Here is a 19,449-nt window from a genome sequence, read left to right on the forward strand (position 1 = left end):
CTTGGATTGACAATCCCGAAACGTTTAGATTAGCTTCCGACAGTGGGATGACGACGTGGAAGGGAGGCCACCGTTGTTATGACTGGAGAGCCGTTTCCAGCCGCACCCGGCAATTCGAACGCGGGCGGTAAACACCGTCCGGTGCTGGTTGCATCCGGCATCAGCAAACAGTTTGGCGGCATTGCCGCGCTCACCGATGTCGGCTTCGAGCTTCGCGCCGGCGAGGTCCATGCGCTGATGGGCGAGAACGGCGCCGGCAAGTCGACGCTGATGAAGATCCTGTCGGGCGTTTACGCCGCCTATGACGGCGAGATCGCCGTCGACGGCCGGCCGGTGCATTTTGCCAATGTGCGGCAGGCGGAAGCCGAAGGCATCGCCATCATCCATCAGGAACTCAATCTCGTCCCCGAGCTTTCGGTCGCCGACAACATTTTTCTCGGCCGCGAGCCGCGCGTTGCCGGGCTGATCATCGACCGCAAGGCCTCGCGCGCCGCCGCGCAGGACCTGCTAGCAAGGCTGGGTATCCAGCTCGATCCGGACGCTCGGGTCGGAGGCCTGCGCGTCGGCGAGCAGCAGCTTGTCGAGATCGCCAAGGCGCTGTCGCTGTCGGCACGCATCCTAATCATGGACGAACCGACCTCGGCGCTGTCGCCTGCCGAATGCGAGAGGCTGTTCAAGATCGTCCGCCAATTGGCCGCGGGCGGCGTCGCCATCGTCTACATCTCGCACCGCATCGACGAGGTCATGCACCTTGCCGACCGCGTCACCGTGTTCCGGGATGGCCGCCATGTGCTGACGCGCGACATCGCCGACCTCGACGAGGACCGCATCATCGCCGCTATGGTCGGCCGCAATCTGCTGGCCACCGCTGGCGCGGAACAGAGTCCTGGAAAGGCGGTGCTGTCCGTCAAGGAACTGACGCTGTCCAAGCCGCATCGGCGCGGCTGGCGCGAGGTTCTTCGCGGCGTCAGCTTCGATCTCAGCCAGGGCGAAATCCTCGGCATTGGCGGCCTTCTCGGTTCCGGCCGTACTGAAATCCTGGAATCGATCTTCGGCTCGGCTATCGGCACGGTCGGCGGCGAAATCCGGCTGTTGGGCGAGGCGGTCGACATCCGCTCGCCCCTGGACGCGCGGCGGCTCGGCATCGCGCTGGTCACAGAGGACCGGAAATCGCAGGGTCTGCATCTGCAATCGTCGATCACCGACAATGTCGCACTGCCGCTGGTTGGCCGCCTGTCGCGGTTCGGCATCCGGTCCTTCCCAGCGGAAGGCGAACTGGCGCGGCAAGCCGTGGATACGCTCGGCATCCGCTGCAGCGGCACAAGTCAGCTTGCCGGCACGCTTTCCGGCGGCAACCAGCAGAAGGTGGTCATCGGCAAATGGCTGGCCACCCGTCCGCGCATCCTGCTGCTCGACGAGCCGACGCGCGGCATCGATGTCGGCGCCAAGCGCGAGATCTATGACCTCGTCTTCCGGCTGGCGCGGGAGGAGGGGCTGGCGATCGTCGTCGTCAGTTCCGAGCTTCCGGAACTCCTGCTCCTGTCGGACCGAATCCTGGTGATGGCCGAGGGCCGACAGACCGGCACGATGAGCCGCGCCGAGGCGAGCGAGGAACGTTTCATGCAGCTTGCCGCACCCTATGGCGGCATTCGCGGGAAGACCGCCGCATGACCGCGCTGCGCTTCCTGTCCCGTACAAAGCTCTATTGGGGCCTGATTGCGATCTTCCTGATCGGCGTGCTGACCTCGCCGGTCAGTTCCAAGGGCAACAACATTTTCCTGTCCTACGGCAATCTGCTCGACGTGCTGCGCCAGGTGTCGATCACCGGCCTGATCGCCACGGGCATGACCGCCGTCATCATCACCGGAGGCATCGACCTGTCGGTCGGCTCGCTGATGGCGATCTGCTCGGTCGTTACCGCCATGCTGCTCACCGTCGAGGGCGACACGCCCGCGGCGGCAATGGGATTGCCGATGGCGGGCATCGTCGCCTTGGTGATCGGCTTTTCGGTCGTCCGCTTCGTCTTTTCCAACATTGAGAAGGCGCGGGCCGGCTCGGCGGTCGGCCGTGACCTGACGCTGGACACGATGCGCGGCCTCGTCATCCCGCTCGCCGTCGGCGCGGCGCTCGCCGGCCTGCTGATCTGGTTCCTGCTGCCGCAGGTCACCACCAAATTCGGCGTGCTCGGCGTGCTGATCGTCGCGCCCTGCGTCGGCCTATGCTTCGGTGCCATCAACGGCCTGCTGATCGTCGGCGGCCGGCTGCAACCCTTCATCGTCACCCTTGCCATGATGGTGACCGCGCTCGGTATCGCCCGGCTGACGGCCGGCCAGAACAATGCCGTCTTGCCCGTCTACACCGGCTCCAACGCCGTCGCCGAGTTCGACAATCTGCGTTCGCTGCTGTTCGGCGTGGTGCCGATGCCCGGCATCTTCTTCATCGCGGTGCTGGTGATCTACGCGGCTGTGCTGCGCTTCACACCCTTCGGCCGCTACGTCTATGCCATCGGCGGCAATGAGGAGGCGGCGCGGCTGTCCGGCATCGAGGCCGGCAAGGTCAAGATCGTCACCTATGCCGTCTCGGGGCTGCTCGCCGGCATCGCCGCGGTGCTCTATGTCGCGCAGTACCGGCAGGGCAAGCCGGACGCCGGCGCCGGGCTGGAGCTCGACGCCATCGCCGCCGTCGTCATCGGCGGCACCAGCCTGATGGGCGGACGCGGCTCGATGGCCGGCACCTTCTGCGGCGTGCTGATCTTCGGCCTGCTCTCCAACATCCTGCAGCTCCACAACATCAACTCGAACCTTCAACTCGTGCTGAAGGGCCTGATCATCATCGGCACCGTGCTCGTTCAGGAGCGCAACGCTGCCGATCTCCTCGGCTTTCTGCGCCTGCCAGCCCGCCGGCCGGTGCAAAAGGACGCGGCAGCGCGAAAGCTGCCGCCGCAAGAAACAGCAACGCAAAACATCGGAGGAAACACCAAATGAAACGTCGCGACCTGTTCAGACTTGCCGCCCTGTCCGCCGTGCTCGTGTCGGGCACCATGCTTGCCGGAAGCGGCGACGCCTTCGCGCAGGACAAGAAATGGAAGATCGGCTTTTCCCAGGCGACCACCATCGAGCCGTGGCGCGCCCAGTTCAACAAGGACATCATCGCCGAGGCCGCCAAGCATCCGGAGGTCGAACTGATCATCACCGACGGCGAGGACAAGACCGAAAAACAGGTCGCCGACGTCGAGAACCTGATCCGCCAGGAAGTCGACGCGCTGCTGGTCTCGCCGAAGGAATCGGCCGGCCTGACCGGCGTCGTCCAGCAGGCGATCGACGCGAAGATCCCGGTGTTCGTGCTCGACCGCAACGTCGACACCGACCAGTACACGCAGTTCGTCGGCGGCGATAACAAGCTGATCGGCCGCGCGGCCGGAGAATATGCCGTGGAGGTGCTGGGCGGCACCGGCAAGGCGACGGGCAACGTCGTCGAGATCTGGGGCGGCATGGGCACGCAGCCCGCGCATGACCGCCATGACGGCTTCCACGAGTTCACCGACAAGGAGCCGGGCATCAAGAACCTGCTCGACCAGCAGTCCGGCGACTGGAAGCAGGACCAGGCCTACAACATCATGGCCAATGCGCTGAAGAACAACGAGAAGATCGATCTTGTCTATGGCCACAACGACCCGATGGCCTATGGCGCCTACCTCGCCGCCAAGGACGTCGGCCGCGAGAAGGAGATCAAATTCATCGGCATCGACGCGCTCCCGGCCGAAGGCGTGACCTGGGTGAAGAATGGCGAACTCACCGCCACTTTCCTCTATGCCACGCCCGGCGCCGAGGGCCTGCGCCAGGCGATAAAGCACCTGAACGGCGAGAAGGTCGAAAAGACCATCGTGCTGCCGACCGAGAAGGTGACCTCCGAGAACGCCGAAGCGATCCTCAAGGAAAAGGGCCTGTAACTTTCGTCAGCCGGGCGGTGGCGACGCCGCCCGGTCTCCGCCTGATGGCGGCACGCTCGCCGCCGGTCCCCTTGCGGCAAAACGCCCGAATTCGCGGGTTTCGGCAAGCCCGCGAGGGGCCCGCGTCAGGACAAATGCGTTCCATATCCCAGCCTTTTCAGGCAAGCCTCTGAAATTGCTTCATCTTGCGGACTTGCCGCGCTGGCGGCCGCCGCCCGCCGCGCTTCGGCGTTGCCGCGCCAACGCCTTGTTTCCCTTGCAAAAGCTTTAGCGATAATTAGGGCAAGCTGACGGAAGCTTGTTTGACGCCGCATCCTGACCGGTGCGGCGGTTGAGGCCGTGCAAGGAACGAAAAAGGGACATGCCGAACGAACCCGAAATTGCCGGGGGGAGGGACGCGCGGTCGACCAGAACGCGGGCGATCCTTCTGCCGTTGATGGGTCTTGCGCTTGTTCTGCCCATCTTGGCGATGGTGTCGATGATGCCCGATTCCGCGCCACGTCCTGAACCGTCGCGCCCGGTGGAAGTGCTTGCGGATCAACCGGTTACGGTAACAAAGGCAATTCTCGCCAGGCCCGAGCCGGCGCGTTTCCGTCCGGGTTTTCTTTCGGCGCGCGCCGATAGCCCGCATCCGTTCCAGCCGCTGATCGGCAAGGAACCCGAACACATCTGCGAGAACCTCGACAACGCCGGCTTTGCCAATCTCGGCTGGAAACCCGCCGAGGTCGCCGGCACCGGCTGGGCCTGCATCGCCCGCACGGACGAGGCCGACATCGTCGATACAAGCTCCAACAGTCTTTTCTACATGCTGCGCGGCCGAGGCGGCCAGCGCATCGGCAATGCACGCCTGAAGATCAACCTTCCCGACCCCGGCAACAGCGCCCCCCTGCTGGAGCAAGCACAGGAATTCGTTCGCTTTTTTTCCGAGCAGGTTGGCCTCGCCGCACCGCCTGAAATTCTGCGGGGGATCCACGATAAAGAACCGGCGAGGGTGGTCCTGCACGATGCGACCTATACTTTGAAGCGCGAGTTCGGTGATATCACGCGCTTCAATCTGTCGATCGAGTTCGGCCCAAGTTCTTATTCCTTCTACCAGATCGAGAGTCTCGGTCTGTCTCCGGACGCGGTCGCCGACAGCAGTGTGACGGCCGCCGGCGGCGATGCCAAAGGACCGCGCCTGCGCCAGGCCGACTGACGTTTGCGCTTGCCTGGAGTGGTCGAAAGGGCGCCGTGGCGCTGACGCGCGTGCGGTATCGGCCCGATCATCGCCGAAAACCGAATCCGGAACGCGAAGCGCGCATGGACGTGGACCAGACGCATAAGCCGCATAAGGCGGCCGACATTGACGGCGCTTACGCCTGGACACGGCTCGCCATCAGCGTCCTGCTTGCCACGATCGGCAATGCCGGTATGTGGGCGGTGGTTGTCGTGCTGCCGGCGGTGCAGGCGGAGTTCGGGGTCGACCGGGCGGACGCATCGCTGCCCTACACCGCCACCATGCTTGGCTTCGCCTTGGGCAACGTGGTGGTGGGCCGGCTGATCGACAGCATCGGCTTCTGGCGTCCGGCGCTGCTGACCTCGCTGATGCTTGGCGGAGGTTTTGTGCTGGCCTCGCTGACCACGTCCATTACCCAGCTCGCCGTTGTCCAGGGTGTGCTGATCGGCGCCGGGTCGTCGGCTATGTTCGGTCCGCTGATCGCCGACATTTCCCATTGGTTCCAGCGCCGGCGCGGTGTTGCCGTCTCCGCCGCCGCGGCCGGAAGTTATTTGGCGGGGGCGTTCTGGCCCCTCGTCATGCCTTACGGCATCGAGGCCGAGGGCTGGCGCTTCACCTATGCGGCGGTCGGCGTCTTCTGCCTGGTCACCATGGTTCCGCTGGTGTTCCTGTTGCGGCGGGGAGCACCGTCGCATGCCGCCGTAGGAGCCGCGCCGGGAGCCCGCCGGGTCCGGCCGATTCCGGTTTCTCCGTCGGCATTGCAGGCCTTGCTCGTCGTCGCCGGCCTCGCCTGCTGCGTTGCCATGTCGATGCCGCAGGTCCACATCGTCGCTTACTGCATGGATTTGGGCTACGGCGTCGCGCGGGGCTCCGAAATGCTGTCGATCATGCTCGCGGCCGGCATCATCAGTCGCATGGCGTCCGGTTTCGTCGCCGACCGGATCGGCGGGATAAAGACGATCCTCATCGGCTCGGTGCTGCAGGGCCTCTCGCTGCTGCTCTACATCCCTTTCGACGGGCTCGCCTCGCTCTATGTTGTTTCAGCCGTGTTCGGATTGTCGCAGGGCGGGATCGTGCCCTGCTACGCCATCGTGGTGCGCGAGTATATGCCGGCATCCGAGGCAGGCAGGCGGGTCGGCATCGTCATCATGGCGACGATCATCGGCATGGCGCTGGGCGGCTGGATGTCCGGCTGGATCTACGACATAACCGGTTCCTACGCCGCGGCGTTCCTCAACGGCATTGCCTGGAACCTGCTCAATGTGACGGTGATGACGCTGCTGTTGTGGAAGTCGACCCGCCCGGTCGTGGCTGCCGGTTGAGGCCGTTCAATCGCTGTATAGGAAGTCGTGGTAGTGCACGACGATGCTGCCTTCGCTGACAAAAATGATGGCATAGGCTGGCGGCTCGAGATTGACCCTGTGTTTGCCGGCGAAGACTGGCGCCGACTGGTGGTTGGTGCCGCGCAGTGAGCTGAACGGAATGCCGTGCCAACTGCCGCAGACCGGCCGGTGCACATGGCCCGCGAAGATGTGGCGCACATTGCCGTGCTTTCGCAGCACGCCAAGCAGCGCCTCGCTGTCCATGAGCCTGCATCTGTCGAGCGCGGGCATATAGATGTCGACCGGCGGATGGTGGGTGAAGACCAGCGCCGGACGGCCTTCCGCCTCGCCAAGCTTTCGGTCCAGCCACTCAAGCCGGCCGCCGCCGAGCCTGCCCTCGACCAGCCCGGTCTCCAGCGTGTCGAGCAGGATCAGCCGCGTGCCCTTTAGGTCGACGCTTGCCTGCACGAAGCCGCCTTCCGTGGAAGTCTCGGGAAATGCCGCCAGGAAGTTCGCCCGGTCGTCGTGATTGCCGAGCATGAGCCGGTAGGGCAGAGCGAGTGTCGGCAGGCGTTCCCTAAGCGCCGCATAGGCTTCCGGCAGGCCGTCATTGGCGAGATCGCCGCTGAACACGACGAGGTCGGCGTCGGCGTGATTTCGATTGATGTCGGCGATACAGGCATCGAGCCGCGCCAGCGGGTCCGAACCGAAGAGCGCTTCCCCTGGCGTCGCCAGGTGAATGTCGGAGACCTGCAGCAGTTTCAGCATGATGCACTCCACTATCGATGCGGCGGTTGTGGCGGTTTCCCGGAGATTCGACAATCGGAATGAGGGAGTCTTGTCGACCGGCATGAAGCCCGTCCGCGCCGCCGGCGTCATCAACCGATCTTGGGGCGCAGGCAGGTCCGGCTCGCGCTGGCACAGGTCGGGGAGTCGCACCTGCGCGGCCATCCCTCATGTCGGGCCAGACGCCGGTTTGCAAGCGGAGCCGTTTCCGGCTGGTATGTTGCAGTGCGGAAGGCTAAAGTCGCAGTGTTTGCAGGCTCACGCGGACAGGTTTCGTATCGTCTTCGACAGTTTTCGCAGTGCGGGTGCAAGTACCCTTGCGGAAGCAAATCATATAAGGTACCGACGTGTCGCCGAACGCGATGCGCCGCGCTTTTTCGGGGCAGTGCATTGTTTGACTGTCGAAAGCGAAACCTGCCTAACGGCAATGATCAGGCAAGAGTGGTTGCATTCAACATGGGCGTCATCCGTAAGCAAATTGCGAAACAATCCAAACGTTTGGCATCGCGCACCGGTCTGACCAAACTGTCCCGGAGCCTGAGCCAGGGCACCAGCGATTTCCTTACCAAGACAGCGCAGAATCTGGCCGAAAAAGCCTTCGACAAGCCGAATACCGAACGCTTCGTCGACACATCGATCCGTCTGCTGGGTCTTTCCAAGACCCGGAAAGTCTTCTCGACCAGCCTCGTGACCAACAGGCTGAAGAAAGCCGGTCCCGACGACATCCGCGTGATGCTCGAAGGCCTTGCCCAGATGGAGGCCATTCGCGCCACCGCGCCCGCGGTGGCAGGCAAACGCATCGGCGAACTGCTGATCAGCGACGAAGGCCGGGAAACGATCCGCGATGCTTCCCGCGACGTGCTCACCCGCTACCCCAGAAGCGCGTTCCTCATCTACCTCCACGCGGCGACGCTGGCGAAGTCGGGCGGCTACCAGGAAGCCCATGATATCGTCATGGCGGCCATCCAGGAATGCCAGCAGGCGATGGCGTCGGGCCATTCGACCGCGGAAGAGACGCGGCGTTTCAACAGCCTCAACAAGACGTGGCGGATCGTCGACGAGATCTCGCGCGACAACATGACCTGGGCCGATGGCGGCGACGGTTATAGCGGCGGCGGCGAGGAAGGTTCGGACGATGCCGGAGCCGTCGATGAGACGGCAGCCGTCGCTTCGGACGACACCGGTGCCGCCGCGGCCTCGCAGGAGGGGGCATCGGCGGAGGATGAAGACGCAAGCGCCGCGACCGTTCCGGCCGCCGATCCTGTGTCTTCTTCGGAGCCGGCAAACCAGCAGCCCGCGGCGAAGGATGACGGCGACGAGAAGTTCGTCTTTGCCGAGCGGCTGATCCAAGGGCGGCAGCACGAACGTTATCTCCAGGTCTGCAAACGCCAGTTCGACGAAGCCGAGGACCTCAACGGAAAGTTCAAGGCGATCAACGCCATGCTGCGGCAAGGCATCCGCCGCATCCCGAGCTATCAGGACTCGCATCGCGTGGCGCGTGCCTGCTTCAAGCAGATCCGTCCGCTATGGCTGGAGATCACCAGCCAGAAGGTGATCAAGACGCATATCGACAAGGCCGGCGTCCGCTCCATGGCGCTGGCGCGCCAGCTACGTACGGCGTTGCAGATTTCGCGGGAACTCGACCTGCCGAGCGACGTCGCGCGGTTCGAAAAGGCGCTGCTTTATCTGGCGGAGAAGCCGCGGGCCATTCCCGCCCTCTGGTCGATCGCCGCTTCGCTGGTCGAGGGGGACGCCTCCAAGCACGAGGCGGTCACCGCGCGCCTGCTGGCCGATGCTGCGCGCAAGCCGCAGAAAGAGCACGAGGTTCGCGACTTCTTCCTGTGGGCATTGAACGCGCAGCGCTACGACATGGCGCATGAGTTCGTCAAAAGCCTTCCGGAGAAGGAAAAGCGCTCCAAGGCCTTCCTGCAATACGCGCGCATCCTGCAGCGCGACGGCCAGTTCGAGCGGGCGACGACGCTGGTCAAGCGGGTCCACGAATCGATGCTGTGCCGGCCGCATTCCGTCGATCCGAAAAGCAGTTGGAGCCTCATTCGCCGTGTCGGCGAACTGGAGTTCGCGGCCGAATCGACAAGCTGGTTCTCCCGCGTCGCCCAGCCGCAGCAGCCCGAGGGCGTCATTTTCGTCGCGCCGCGCTCCATCGAGCAGTTGCGCAAGTTTCCGTTGGTCGTCCTGATGGAAATGAAGAAGAAGGGGTGGGCGATCATCCCGCTGGTCAAGGGCGTGCTGCCTCTCGAGAAGACCGGAAACCCGCAGATCGACCGTTTCCTGGGCTGCCTGACGCCTGAGTGCGAATTCGACCGCAAGGCGAAGCGGCTGCTGAAGCCGATCGAGGACTTCGAGGCGAATGTCGCGCAGGGCCAGTTGCGCTGGAAGAACATCAATCTCGAACACATCGTCTGGGAAGAGGCGGCCATCAACCGCCGGCGCTACAATGTCGACTATACCTGCCCGGTCATGCAGAAGTTCCTCGGCCGCCTGGCTGAATGGACGCGGCTGACGGCGATCATCCTGGAGAACATCAACCGCTCGGTGGTCAGCGCCGGTGTCGATTGCGGCTTCATGGTGTTGCAGCAATCGCGCCTGCCGGATGCGATCGTGCGCTTCTATCTGGAAGAATTCGGCGACCCCGAAAAATTCTTCTGCATCCATTCGGCAAACGGCTACCAGAACTATTTCGTCAACTTCGCCTCCACGGTTTCGACCAAGACGACGGTGCGCAACATCACGCTGCACCGCGAGCTTCGCACCGCGAGCTTCCCCATCCCGAGCGAATTCCTGAAATTCTATCAGGAGAACAGGCATCGCGGGCCGGAGATGCTGCAGGCGGTGCAGGAAGTCGCTCTGACGCGGCGCACGACCGGCGGCCAGACGGAGCGCCTGCCGGAAGCGCAGCAGGCGCTGGACCGCATCGTCGGCTGGCGCAAGCAGGGCGGCAAGGTCGCCTGCCTGTTCGGCAAGGTCGTGTGCGATTCCGCAGTGCCCTTCGACGGCGGCCCGGCCCACGTCAACATGAAGGACTGGCTGAACCACGCCATCGAATCGGTGCGCGGCAGCAACACCCTGCTGCTCATCAAGCCGCATCCGCACGAGATGCGCCACGACATCGGCGTTTTCCTGACGGAAACCTTCTCCGACCTGATCGAGGTCGACATTCCCGACAACGTCATGGTCCTCGGCCACCGCTGGCTGGACCTTCAGGACCTCGACGGCATGATCGACATCGGCGTGATCTACAACGGCACCAGCGCCGCCGAGCTCGGCCTGCTGGGAATCCCATGCGTCCTGGCCGGACACTTCGCTCCGATCGATTATCCGATCGGTCACGTCGTGCCGAAGAGCCGCCTGCATTTCCGCCGCATGCTGCGCTTCTCGCAGCGCATCTCGGCGGCGAAGGATCTGAAGGAACGCGCCGCCGCGTGGATCTATTTCATGAGCAGCGACCACATGTCGCGCGACTACCGCTACCACGCGCGCCAGATCACCAACCGCGTCGTCTATCCGCCATGGTGGTTCCGCGACGACATCGAGCGGTATCTGGCCGAAGGCGACCCGAACGTCGTCGTTCTCGCCCGCCGCGCGATCGAATCGGCCCATGCCAATGACGACGGCGGCTACGACGCGGTCGCGGCGGAGTAGTCTTTCAATACACCGCGCCGACGGTACGGCCGGCCATGGCCCGCCATACGCTGCGGGCCGCGCGGTTGACGTGAAGCACCGCGCCGGCGGTGCGGCCGGCAATGGCCTGCCATACCTTGCCGGCCGCGCGGTTGACGCGAAAGCTGGTGACAGGATCGAATTGCGATCCGTTTGCGGGCTTGACTCTTTCGCCGCGACGAATACAACGCAGCCCATTCCGCTTCGGCGGAACCGGTCGCGGCCTTCGGCGAACCGCTGCTGGGGAATAGGTTAACGGTAGACCCACGGACTCTGACTCCGTTAGTCCTGGTTCGAATCCAGGTTCCCCAGCCAAACTTTTCCATAGCAAATTCAAGCAGTTACGAAGGCTCCGAGATGATTTCGGGGCCTTTTTCATGTTGCATCGTGCTGCAAGCTAACCCCTTGTAATGTAAGGGAACGCAATGTGGGGCAAGCGCGTCCATGCAACATGAAATGCAACACGGCGCGCACTCATTGATGACAAAAATACGTTGCATTACAGCGCCTTGCGGAACGTTGCGTTGTGTGCTGTACTAGCGCTGTAGACAGGATTCACAGGCATATTGGTCCGTCAGCGATTGCTGGCTAGGCCTGTCCCGTAGCCAAACGGGGCCTCAAGCGTTAGCCGCGCCGTCCTGTCGCATCCTCTGATTCTCCGTACCATGCCGCTCGATGGCGCTTAGCCATTGGAGCGATCGGATGGACGACTCAAAAACTGATAATGACCTCGAACTGATTTGGGGTGGCGAAGCCATTGCGCGCGAACTCGGGCGCAAGCTGCGAATCACCCAGCACATGCTTGAGAAGGGACACATCAAGGGCGCCAAGAAGGTCTGTGGCCGGTGGTGCGTCTCCCGTCATGCCCTCCGCAAATTTTTCGAGGTGGAGGCAGCATGACCATCCAAGAAAAAGGCCGCCAATCCCCTGATACAGGAATGGCGGCCGAGGCAATGGCAATGATGCTCCGAACAGGTCTTACGGCGTCGCAGAAATCAACCGTAGGAACCTCCCACAACTATACCTGCAACAACCTTAAATTGCAAGGAGTTGCGGGATGTCTATTCACGAAAAGCCGCTAGACCTCGACTTTGATATTGAAGAAGCAAGGCAATTCCTTAACGCCCTCGATCCAGATGCTTGCAACTTCACGTTTCAGACCTTTGATGACGTGATGTCAGCAGATGGCAAGAAGCGAGGAAACAAGCGCCTGGCTACGGTCCTGCATGGCTCGTTGGATCAGCATGTCGAAACGCTGAAAGACCTGAACCGGAAAGGGGCCGGGATATTTGTCACGGTGAACGAAACCAACGGTGAGGGCCGGACTAGCGCTGACATTATTCGCGTCCGAGCGGTGTTCGTGGACCTTGACGGTGCTCCGCTTGAGCCGGTCGAACGATACGTCTGCACCCCCCATATAATCGTTGGAACTTCGGAGGGGAAATGGCACGCGTACTGGCGCGTTGAGGGGATGGCGCTTGACGAATTTGGGGGCGTGCAGGCAGCCTTGATCAAGCTCTTCAACGCCGACAAGACCGTAACTGATTTGCCTCGCGTCATGCGCCTACCCGGATTCTATCACAAGAAGGGTCCGCCTCAGCGGGTGAGCATCTACAAACAGTGGGCGCTGGCGAACTATGACGCCCAACAGTTCCGGCGGCTGGTACCTGCTACGAACCTCCCTCAACCGAGGGGCGACAGTCCGGAACCGGTATCGCAGGCAGTGATTGATGATGCGCGTGCACTCCTCGTCCAGCACTGGCCGGAGAATGGTAGCAAGCTTCGCCATGCTGCGGCGGGTGCGCTGGGTGGATTCTTTGGACGGATCGGTGGTGAAGCCGCCGAAGGCGCACCAACGCTCATCAGGTCGATTGCGGAGCGGGCAGGCGACGATGAAGTGGACGACCGTGTTCGCGCCGTTCGGGATGCTATCGCCAATCTGAACAAGCCTAGCGCAAAGGTGCCGGGCTTGCCGAAGATGCGAGAAATCTTCGGGGACAAGGTCGCCAATCAGATCGCGGAGTGGTTCGGCGTCTCCACGCAAAGCCTCCTTGAGGAGATGAACGCCGAGTATTTCGTCATCGAGCTTGGCGGAGAGGTGGTTGTCGGCACGTTCAAGGTTGATGCGACGGGCGGCAGGAACTTGGTGCACTACAGCTTCGGTGCATTCAAGAATCTGCATGACCATATTCGGTTGGTGGCGGCAAGGGAAAGCCTACCGGCAAGGGAAGTTGGTGGCTGAAGCAACGTGATCGTCGCCAGTACAAAGGGATCGACTTCAAAGCTGGGCCGAAAGGCGCGGTGACGGACACATCACCGCTTCTGAACCTCTGGCAGGGTTTTGGTGTGAAGCCGGTGCAGGGTGATTGGCGGCTGATGCAAAGCCACATCCACACGATACTCGCCAGCAATAACGCCATCCACGCCTCGTACATCACACGGTGGTTGGCGTGGGCGGTTCAGAATCCAAGCAAACGGGCGGAGGTGATGCTCATCCTCAAATCTGAGGAGGAGGGTTCGGGCAAGGGCGTGTTAGCAAACTCGATGGTCGAAATCTTCGGGATGGGCATACACGGTGTCCGCATCGACAAGCCGAAGCAGTTGACGGGCGACTTCAACGCTCACCTACAACGGGCATCGCTTGTCTATGTGGATGAGGGTCACTGGCCAGGAAACAAGGCAGACGAAGGTGCCTACAAGGGCATCATCACGGAGCCATATTTCGCCGTTCAGCCGAAGGGGATCGATATCTATTTCGTTCCCAATTGCAGCCACATCATATGCACCAGCAACAACGATTGGGTGGCTCCAGCAGGCCCTACTGCGCGGCGGCTGGCGATATTCCGTGTATCGCCCCAGCGTGTGGGTGATCGCGCCTACTTCAAAGCCCTGTTCGATCAGATGGAAAACGGTGGTCGCGAGGCAATGTTGTACGATCTTCTCAACATGGAGTTAGGCGACTGGCATCCGCGAAACGACATTCCGCAAACGGAAGAGTTGATGGAGCAGAAGCTTCGCTCAAACGATAGCGAACTCGCGTGGTTTATCGATCTGCTGGATGCGGGGCGCTTGCCCGGAAGTGGCAACAAATATCTCTCGTTGAATGAATGTCCAGCTGAGTGGATTTTCGACGCCTACACCCAGCATGCCGGGAAGACGGGCAAGTATCACAAGTCTGTCCAAACGATGCTTGGGATAAAGCTGAGGAAATGGCTCAAGGATTGCAAGCCATACCTCAGGAATAGGGAGGGTAGCTATCCTCGTGGCGAGGACGGCGGCACCAAGCGGGGCACCATCTACCAGTTCCCTCCACTTGATGAGTGTCGGAAGGCAATCGGCAAGCACCTCAATGGATCCATTCCATGGCATGGCCCTGAAGAGTGGGTGCCCTCAATGGAGGAGGATGAGGAATACGAGGAGCAGCAGCGCGCGCAACGCGACGCAAGCTATGAGGAGGCGAAGCAAAGGATGGGTGACGAGGACATGCCGTTCTGAGGAGACGGCCTCACCTCCGGGAGAAACTACCTCACCTTGCGCACAAGGTGGCGCCTTGAAAAGTGCAGCAAAAACAAGGCGCTGCCTCACCTACGCCACCTTAGCCACCTATTTCAGTATATAGCAGCAGCGCGTTTCGCGGCTGGCGGCGTGGCGGGCTTGTAGCGTCCCCGCGAGTTGTGCGAAAAAACGTGAGGTAGGTGACGGAGGTGAGGCAAAGCACTGTATTTGCTACACTTTTCAGGGCGCCACCTTTGCACGTAGGTGGCGCCCTTTCTACAAAGGTTCGGCCGGTCACCCCTGCATAATCCCCATGAGACAAACCGACGAAACTACCGCGCTTTTCCTGCGCCGCCCATCAAGTATATCCTTTGCAATATACTAACGGATTTTATGTCCGTTAGTTAGGCGCTAAGCGATTGTAATTGCAGCGTTTATTTTTATCTGTTGCACTCATGTTGCACGCCGCCCTATGCTGTGCGCAAGTATTGCATCAGTGCAACTAGCCGCCGGATCGTCACGCAAAAGCATATGTCACGCGCATCCAACACCGTACGAGAGCCTTTCGCTCGCAGTCGCGTGACAAACGGGAATGCAGTTCTTCCGAATGTTGACGGACGGTCCATTTGGGTGCGACGGCTCTACGATGTTATTGCTCAGCACACTTCTGATCTTGGCGGGGAGGACGCGTTAAGCGAGGCGCAGAAGTCAATTATCCGCCGGATCGGCACGCAGACAGTCGCCATCGAGAAGCTGGAAGCGCAATTCGCGCAGGATGGCGAAGCTGCCGACCGCTCGTTGGACTTGCACCAGCGCCTGTCTAACACCCTACGCCGCAATCTTGAGTCGATAGGGCTTGACCGCAAGTCTCACGACATCACGCCCACCCTCGATCAGTACATAGCTGCGGACGCCGCAAGCAGGAATGGGCGATGAACATCCTGCAAGCGTGCGCTGACCCGAAGCTGTTCGCCCCTTGGTTCAGGAACCCGGCGACGTACTCAGCATGGTTCACCTTCCTCGCCGCGTTGTTCGCGCTGCCGATGGACGACCAGCAGCTTGCCATCTTCCGCCAGTTCACCGGCCGGAGCGAAGCACCCCGCCAACCCTTCAACGAAGCCTGGCTTGTGGTCGGGCGGAGGGGTGGGAAATCCTTCTTCATGGCGCTATGCGCCGTCTATCTCGCGTGCTTCCGTTCCTATCGCGAATACCTTGCACCCGGCGAAAGGGCGACGATCCTCGTCATAGCTGCCGACCGGAAGCAGGCACGTATCATCATCAGATACATCACGGCTATGCTGACGCGCATCCCGCTTCTGTCGAAGATGTTGATGGGCGAGCCGAAGGCCGAAAGCTTCGATCTCCGCAACAGCGTGACAATCGAAGTGGGAACGGCGTCGTTCCGTTCGACGCGCGGCTACACCTTCGCCGCCGTTATCGGTGACGAACTGGCGTTCTGGCGGACCGGCGATGACTCGGCCAATCCAGACTTCGAAATCCTGGACGCGGTTCGCCCGGGACTGGCCACGATTCCCAGTAGCGTGATGCTGTGTGCCTCGTCGCCCTATGCACGGCGCGGCGCATTGTTCGATGCTTGGAAGCGCCATTGGGGCAAGGACGGTGCGCCTCTCGTGTGGCGTGCGCCAACGCTCGCGATGAATCCAACCCTTTCCAAGCGGATCGTTGAAGAAGCCATGGAGCGCGATGCTGCCAGCGCGAGAGCCGAATACGGGGCCGAGTGGCGCGAGGATATCGAAGCTTTCGTGAACCTCGACACGGTTGAAGCCTGCATACGAACCGACATGAAACTGCGCCCACCGGAACGGGATCGGTTTGGAAGTTACTTCGGCTTTGTCGATCCCTCGGGTGGCTCGGCTGATAGCATGACGCTCGCCGTCGCCCACAAGGAGGGCAATCTGATCCTCCTTGACGCCATACTAGAGCGGACGCCGCCGTTCTCCCCCGAAGATGTGGTAAACGAGTTCGCGAAGTTCCTCAAGCAGTACGGGATATCCCGCGTCGAAGGGGACCGGTACGCCGGCGAGTGGCCGCGCGAACAGTTTCGCAAGCGCAGTATCGAGTACCGCACGGCAGAGCTTACGCGCTCGCAGCTCTACACCGAGCTGTTGCCGGTCTTGAACGCTCAGTCAGTCGACCTTTTGGACATCCAGAAGCTGGTCAACCAACTGGTTGGCTTGGAGCGGCGTGTCGCACGTGGCGGTCGCGAAAGTATCGACCACGGCCCGGGCGGACATGACGATCTCGCCAATTCGGTTGCCGGGGTGGTGACGATGGTTAGCCGGCATCAGATTAGGGCGGTCACGCGGACCTATACTGTGAGGGTGTGATGATAATCCCCGGCGACTTCGTTGCAATGGGCAAGCGCATCTGGTGCGTAGCGCTGATTATCCCCGGCGGTGCCTTCCCTGTTCTGGGTGACGAGCGACACCTGTTTCTCGTGCGGCATGTCATCGACCCGGATACCGATGCCGATGACCTGATTTATTGCCTCGTGCCCGAGAGCGAGGTGTTTCCGCAGGGCTCCAACCATTTCGAGCCGGGAAGCCTCTTCAGCAACAATGGTCTGGCGTGGCGTCTGAATGAGGTGCGGGGGATGTGGGCCGATCTTCGCTTTGACGAAGACGGGATGAAGGACGTTGTTCAGAAGTGGATGCTGGGTCTGTTGCAGCTTTCCGCTCATTCCGTTCGCCCTCTCAACCTGCTCACCGCCGAAATTAGGCCGGCAAGGGAGGTGGAACTGCAATGAGCATTTTCATCGGAGACGTCGTTCTGCACGATGACAAGCACTGGGTCGTCGCGGCGCTTTACCACTCCGAGTCGATGGCGCGAATTATCCATCAAGCAGCCAACGGCGTCAGAACGAGCTTCACGCAGGAGACCATCGGCCTCGACAAAGTGGATTCGCCATCTTTCGAGGAAGGTGAGCGTGTCATCGTGAACGGCCTACCCGGAAGCGTGGTCAGCACCGACTTCGATTCATGGGTCGCTCACGTGATGTTGGACGCCAGGACGAAACCCCTGCGCGGCGGTGGTGCGTTGGCCATTCCCGCAGGCATCTCGCGGGTGCCTTTCTGGCAATTAGTTCTGGAAAACAAGATGAACGGAGAATGACGATGGCCTTGAAGCTTTCCCCCTCAATCAGCGAGGAGACGGTGGAGCATTTCGCGGAGCGCGATAGACAGACCGGCCAAATCGCGGACCCTATCGTCGTTGCCCTTGCCGGTGCCGTGAAGGCTGCACGCGAGGAAGGGACGGCGCTCGTCAATTTCGAGAAGGCTGCCTACGCTGACCGGACTCTGACGCCGGAAGCCAGCGTCCTCCATGTTGCCCAGCAGGCTTTGAAGACCGGCGAGCGCGTAGCAAAGCAGGTCGATAGTGCATTGCAGCGGGCAAAGGCGGAAGTCGCGTCGGTGGAACGGCGGATTGCCGCTCCGCCAGCCCCGAAGGATTTGGCGGGCTTGCATGTCGCAGGAGAAATCCGGGCCGCTCTCGCTCGCATGCCGGAAAAGGAGCGCGACGACGCCATCGCGAATGCGTTTGTGACCCAGAACCTTTCCGTGATCGCTGCCGTGCTAAACGGGCCAGCCTTCCTAAGTGGGATTGGCGAAGCCAAGCTGGGCCTAATCAGGGCGCGTTATCAGCGTGAGCAGTTCCCTGCTGACGTGAAGCGCATTGAGACGCTGGGCAAGGCGATCAGCGCGGCCGAGCGGGCTGGCTCACTCTTCTTCGCGTTCATCAAGGAAGCGGCCGACAGCCCGTCCGCTCAACTCGCTGCTGCTGGCGTGCGCCAGCGCGAAGAAGCCGCCGCCGCCCTACAGGCAGGATCAGGAGCGTAAAGATGGACAGGAACGCGATCTTTTTTCCAGACGGCTCGTTCGCCGCGCCGCGCCACGTCGCCAACATTGACGATATCCCCGAAAGCCACCGCGACTGGTATGAGCCGCACGGCGGCGGCCCCAAACCCTTCCGCCTTAAGCAGCACGTTTGGGCCGAGCTGAAGCCGCTTGTCGCGGAGATCGAGACCATTGAGCGCCAGGCGGTGGAGAACATCGCCAAACTCGACGCGAAGATAGCGGCCTCCAAGCTCGCCCGTCACAACGAGCGAGTCAGTACTGCGCTCAACGCTGAGTTAGCGAATGCTAATGTGCCTTCAGCTTTGGTCCGAGGCGCGGCCAGCATATTGCAGGAGAAGCATGAATTTCAGATCGAACAGGGCTACGAGGACGAGGCGGTAATTTACGCCGAAACCGTGGTCGGCCTCCAATCCCTCCCTGGGCTGGTCGAGTCCTTTCTCGAAAGCGAGGAGGGGACAGGATACCGGCCTAAGAGGGCTGCGCCGGAACCCGGCTACTTTTCGAACCTTATGGCCCAGCTTCGTCAGCGCAGGTAGGCCGGTCCGTGGACGACTCGCCGGAGTCCCTTATCCGCTTTTCAGGCCGGTTTGCCTTGATGCCCGAAAACACGCTCAAGCAAGCGCTGACGAAGCTGCGGGCGCTGGAAGCTGAGATAGTCCGCCTCAAGAAGATCGAATACGCGCACGACCACCTCTTGGAGACGTGCGACTTGCAGCGGTGGAAGCGGCTCAAGGACATTGAGACCGCCTACCGGCAGCTTATGGACCCCAAATACTTCAACAAGCTGGAGCGGCTCTACAACGAGCAGAAAGCCAAAATATACGGTGATCGCAATCGGTATCGCGAGGCGCTACAGCGTCAGCGGAACGGGGCAGTTTCGTGACTTTTCCCTGTGCATGGTAACGAAATAGTCACTGTTGTCTCGCTTGGCAGTGACCTGAGACCCTGAACTTCCTCCAGATTTGGGTAGAGTCCGTCGATCATGGAGACGGATGATGCGACCTTCGAGGTTCACGGAAGAACAGATCATCGGGATGCTGAAGGAGCAGGAGGCCGGTGCGAAGACGGCGGATGTCTGCCGCAAGCACGGCATCTCGGCTGCGACCTTCTACAAGTTCAAGGCGAAGT

18 protein-coding genes and 1 tRNA gene are annotated in these 19,449 nt (G+C 61.6%); 18 read left to right on the forward strand and 1 reads right to left on the reverse strand.

From position 1 onward, the window contains the following. Positions 1 to 78 precede the first annotated feature (78 nt). The 5 genes from ABMA59_RS18465 to ABMA59_RS18485 all read left to right on the forward strand — a co-directional run bounded on the left by ABMA59_RS18465 (position 79) and on the right by ABMA59_RS18485 (position 6,487). Complete coding sequence (locus tag ABMA59_RS18465) at positions 79 to 1,671, forward strand: sugar ABC transporter ATP-binding protein (protein ID WP_349006844.1); 1,593 nt, start codon at positions 79 to 81, stop codon at positions 1,669 to 1,671. Then, entirely contained in the window at positions 1,668 to 2,984 is a 1,317-nt protein-coding gene (locus ABMA59_RS18470; protein ID WP_349006845.1) for an ABC transporter permease, read from the forward strand. The genes ABMA59_RS18465 and ABMA59_RS18470 overlap by 4 nt, the downstream gene beginning before the upstream one ends. Beyond that, a complete protein-coding gene (locus ABMA59_RS18475; RefSeq protein ID WP_349006846.1) occupies positions 2,981 to 3,949 on the forward strand; it encodes a substrate-binding domain-containing protein in 969 nt (322 codons plus the stop codon). Before ABMA59_RS18470 ends, ABMA59_RS18475 begins: the two co-directional genes overlap by 4 nt. A 361-nt stretch (positions 3,950 to 4,310) precedes the next feature. Beyond that, positions 4,311 to 5,144 carry a DUF6030 family protein gene (locus ABMA59_RS18480; RefSeq protein ID WP_349006847.1) on the forward strand — a complete coding sequence of 278 codons (834 nt, stop codon included), beginning with the start codon at positions 4,311 to 4,313 and terminating at the stop codon, positions 5,142 to 5,144. Positions 5,145 to 5,248: 104 nt separating this feature from the next. Continuing rightward, positions 5,249 to 6,487, forward strand: coding sequence for an MFS transporter (locus ABMA59_RS18485; RefSeq protein ID WP_349006848.1), 1,239 nt, complete (start codon positions 5,249 to 5,251; stop codon positions 6,485 to 6,487). 6 nt (positions 6,488 to 6,493) lie between these two features. Here ABMA59_RS18485 and ABMA59_RS18490 read toward each other — a convergent pair whose 3' ends face one another. Next, positions 6,494 to 7,255 (reverse strand): phosphodiesterase, encoded by a 762-nt coding sequence (locus tag ABMA59_RS18490; RefSeq protein WP_349006849.1) that lies wholly within the window; start codon positions 7,253 to 7,255, stop codon positions 6,494 to 6,496. A gap of 516 nt (positions 7,256 to 7,771) precedes the next feature. Here ABMA59_RS18490 and ABMA59_RS18495 point away from each other — a divergent pair. The 13 genes from ABMA59_RS18495 to ABMA59_RS18555 form a co-directional block, all read left to right on the forward strand. Next, on the forward strand, positions 7,772 to 10,933 hold the full coding sequence (locus ABMA59_RS18495; RefSeq protein ID WP_349006850.1) for a hypothetical protein: 3,162 nt from the start codon (positions 7,772 to 7,774) through the stop codon (positions 10,931 to 10,933). A gap of 259 nt (positions 10,934 to 11,192) precedes the next feature. Continuing rightward, positions 11,193 to 11,266 (forward strand) — tRNA-Gln (locus ABMA59_RS18500). 387 nt (positions 11,267 to 11,653) lie between these two features. Further along, the gene (locus ABMA59_RS18505; RefSeq protein WP_349006851.1) at positions 11,654 to 11,851 is read left to right on the forward strand and encodes a DNA-binding protein; all 198 of its coding nucleotides are present in this window, start codon (positions 11,654 to 11,656) and stop codon (positions 11,849 to 11,851) included. 157 nt (positions 11,852 to 12,008) lie between these two features. Further along, complete coding sequence (locus ABMA59_RS18510; RefSeq protein ID WP_349006852.1) at positions 12,009 to 13,193, forward strand: DNA-primase RepB domain-containing protein; 1,185 nt, start codon at positions 12,009 to 12,011, stop codon at positions 13,191 to 13,193. Between the two features lie 59 nt (positions 13,194 to 13,252). Then, positions 13,253 to 14,446, forward strand: coding sequence for a DUF5906 domain-containing protein (locus ABMA59_RS18515; protein ID WP_349006853.1), 1,194 nt, complete (start codon positions 13,253 to 13,255; stop codon positions 14,444 to 14,446). 630 nt (positions 14,447 to 15,076) lie between these two features. Continuing rightward, positions 15,077 to 15,382 (forward strand): hypothetical protein, encoded by a 306-nt coding sequence (locus tag ABMA59_RS18520; protein ID WP_349006854.1) that lies wholly within the window; start codon positions 15,077 to 15,079, stop codon positions 15,380 to 15,382. Beyond that, positions 15,379 to 16,794, forward strand: a complete 1,416-nt coding sequence (locus ABMA59_RS18525; RefSeq protein WP_349006855.1) for a hypothetical protein — start codon at positions 15,379 to 15,381, stop codon at positions 16,792 to 16,794. Before ABMA59_RS18520 ends, ABMA59_RS18525 begins: the two co-directional genes overlap by 4 nt. A gap of 26 nt (positions 16,795 to 16,820) precedes the next feature. Next, the gene (locus tag ABMA59_RS18530) at positions 16,821 to 17,213 is read left to right on the forward strand and encodes a hypothetical protein (RefSeq protein ID WP_349006856.1); all 393 of its coding nucleotides are present in this window, start codon (positions 16,821 to 16,823) and stop codon (positions 17,211 to 17,213) included. Continuing rightward, a complete protein-coding gene (locus tag ABMA59_RS18535; protein ID WP_349006857.1) occupies positions 17,210 to 17,578 on the forward strand; it encodes a hypothetical protein in 369 nt (122 codons plus the stop codon). The genes ABMA59_RS18530 and ABMA59_RS18535 overlap by 4 nt, the downstream gene beginning before the upstream one ends. Before the next feature lie 2 nt (positions 17,579 to 17,580). Beyond that, positions 17,581 to 18,303, forward strand: a complete 723-nt coding sequence (locus tag ABMA59_RS18540; protein WP_349006858.1) for a hypothetical protein — start codon at positions 17,581 to 17,583, stop codon at positions 18,301 to 18,303. A gap of 2 nt (positions 18,304 to 18,305) precedes the next feature. Further along, entirely contained in the window at positions 18,306 to 18,857 is a 552-nt protein-coding gene (locus ABMA59_RS18545; RefSeq protein WP_349006859.1) for a hypothetical protein, read from the forward strand. Positions 18,858 to 18,865: 8 nt separating this feature from the next. Continuing rightward, complete coding sequence (locus ABMA59_RS18550; protein ID WP_349006860.1) at positions 18,866 to 19,204, forward strand: hypothetical protein; 339 nt, start codon at positions 18,866 to 18,868, stop codon at positions 19,202 to 19,204. A gap of 112 nt (positions 19,205 to 19,316) precedes the next feature. Further along, positions 19,317 to 19,449, forward strand: a 133-nt coding sequence (locus tag ABMA59_RS18555) for a transposase (RefSeq protein WP_349006656.1), incomplete at its 3' end; no start/stop codon positions are given.

This window comes from Mesorhizobium yinganensis (assembly GCF_040081985.1).
Classification (GTDB): Bacteria; Pseudomonadota; Alphaproteobacteria; order Rhizobiales; family Rhizobiaceae; genus Kumtagia; species Kumtagia yinganensis.

What these genes read in the sequence shown, in the direction of transcription:
- ABMA59_RS18465 (WP_349006844.1), top strand. Translation starts at nt 79, where the DNA reads ATGACTGGAGAGCCGTTTCCAGCCGCACCCGGCAATTCGAACGCGGGC.
- ABMA59_RS18470 (WP_349006845.1), top strand. Translation starts at nt 1,668, where the DNA reads ATGACCGCGCTGCGCTTCCTGTCCCGTACAAAGCTCTATTGGGGCCTG.
- ABMA59_RS18475 (WP_349006846.1), top strand. Translation starts at nt 2,981, where the DNA reads ATGAAACGTCGCGACCTGTTCAGACTTGCCGCCCTGTCCGCCGTGCTC.
- ABMA59_RS18480 (WP_349006847.1), top strand. Translation starts at nt 4,311, where the DNA reads ATGCCGAACGAACCCGAAATTGCCGGGGGGAGGGACGCGCGGTCGACC.
- ABMA59_RS18485 (WP_349006848.1), top strand. Translation starts at nt 5,249, where the DNA reads ATGGACGTGGACCAGACGCATAAGCCGCATAAGGCGGCCGACATTGAC.
- ABMA59_RS18490 (WP_349006849.1), bottom strand. Translation starts at nt 7,255, where the DNA reads ATGCTGAAACTGCTGCAGGTCTCCGACATTCACCTGGCGACGCCAGGG.
- ABMA59_RS18505 (WP_349006851.1), top strand. Translation starts at nt 11,654, where the DNA reads ATGGACGACTCAAAAACTGATAATGACCTCGAACTGATTTGGGGTGGC.
- ABMA59_RS18510 (WP_349006852.1), top strand. Translation starts at nt 12,009, where the DNA reads ATGTCTATTCACGAAAAGCCGCTAGACCTCGACTTTGATATTGAAGAA.
- ABMA59_RS18525 (WP_349006855.1), top strand. Translation starts at nt 15,379, where the DNA reads ATGAACATCCTGCAAGCGTGCGCTGACCCGAAGCTGTTCGCCCCTTGG.
- ABMA59_RS18530 (WP_349006856.1), top strand. Translation starts at nt 16,821, where the DNA reads ATGGGCAAGCGCATCTGGTGCGTAGCGCTGATTATCCCCGGCGGTGCC.
- ABMA59_RS18535 (WP_349006857.1), top strand. Translation starts at nt 17,210, where the DNA reads ATGAGCATTTTCATCGGAGACGTCGTTCTGCACGATGACAAGCACTGG.
- ABMA59_RS18540 (WP_349006858.1), top strand. Translation starts at nt 17,581, where the DNA reads ATGGCCTTGAAGCTTTCCCCCTCAATCAGCGAGGAGACGGTGGAGCAT.
- ABMA59_RS18545 (WP_349006859.1), top strand. Translation starts at nt 18,306, where the DNA reads ATGGACAGGAACGCGATCTTTTTTCCAGACGGCTCGTTCGCCGCGCCG.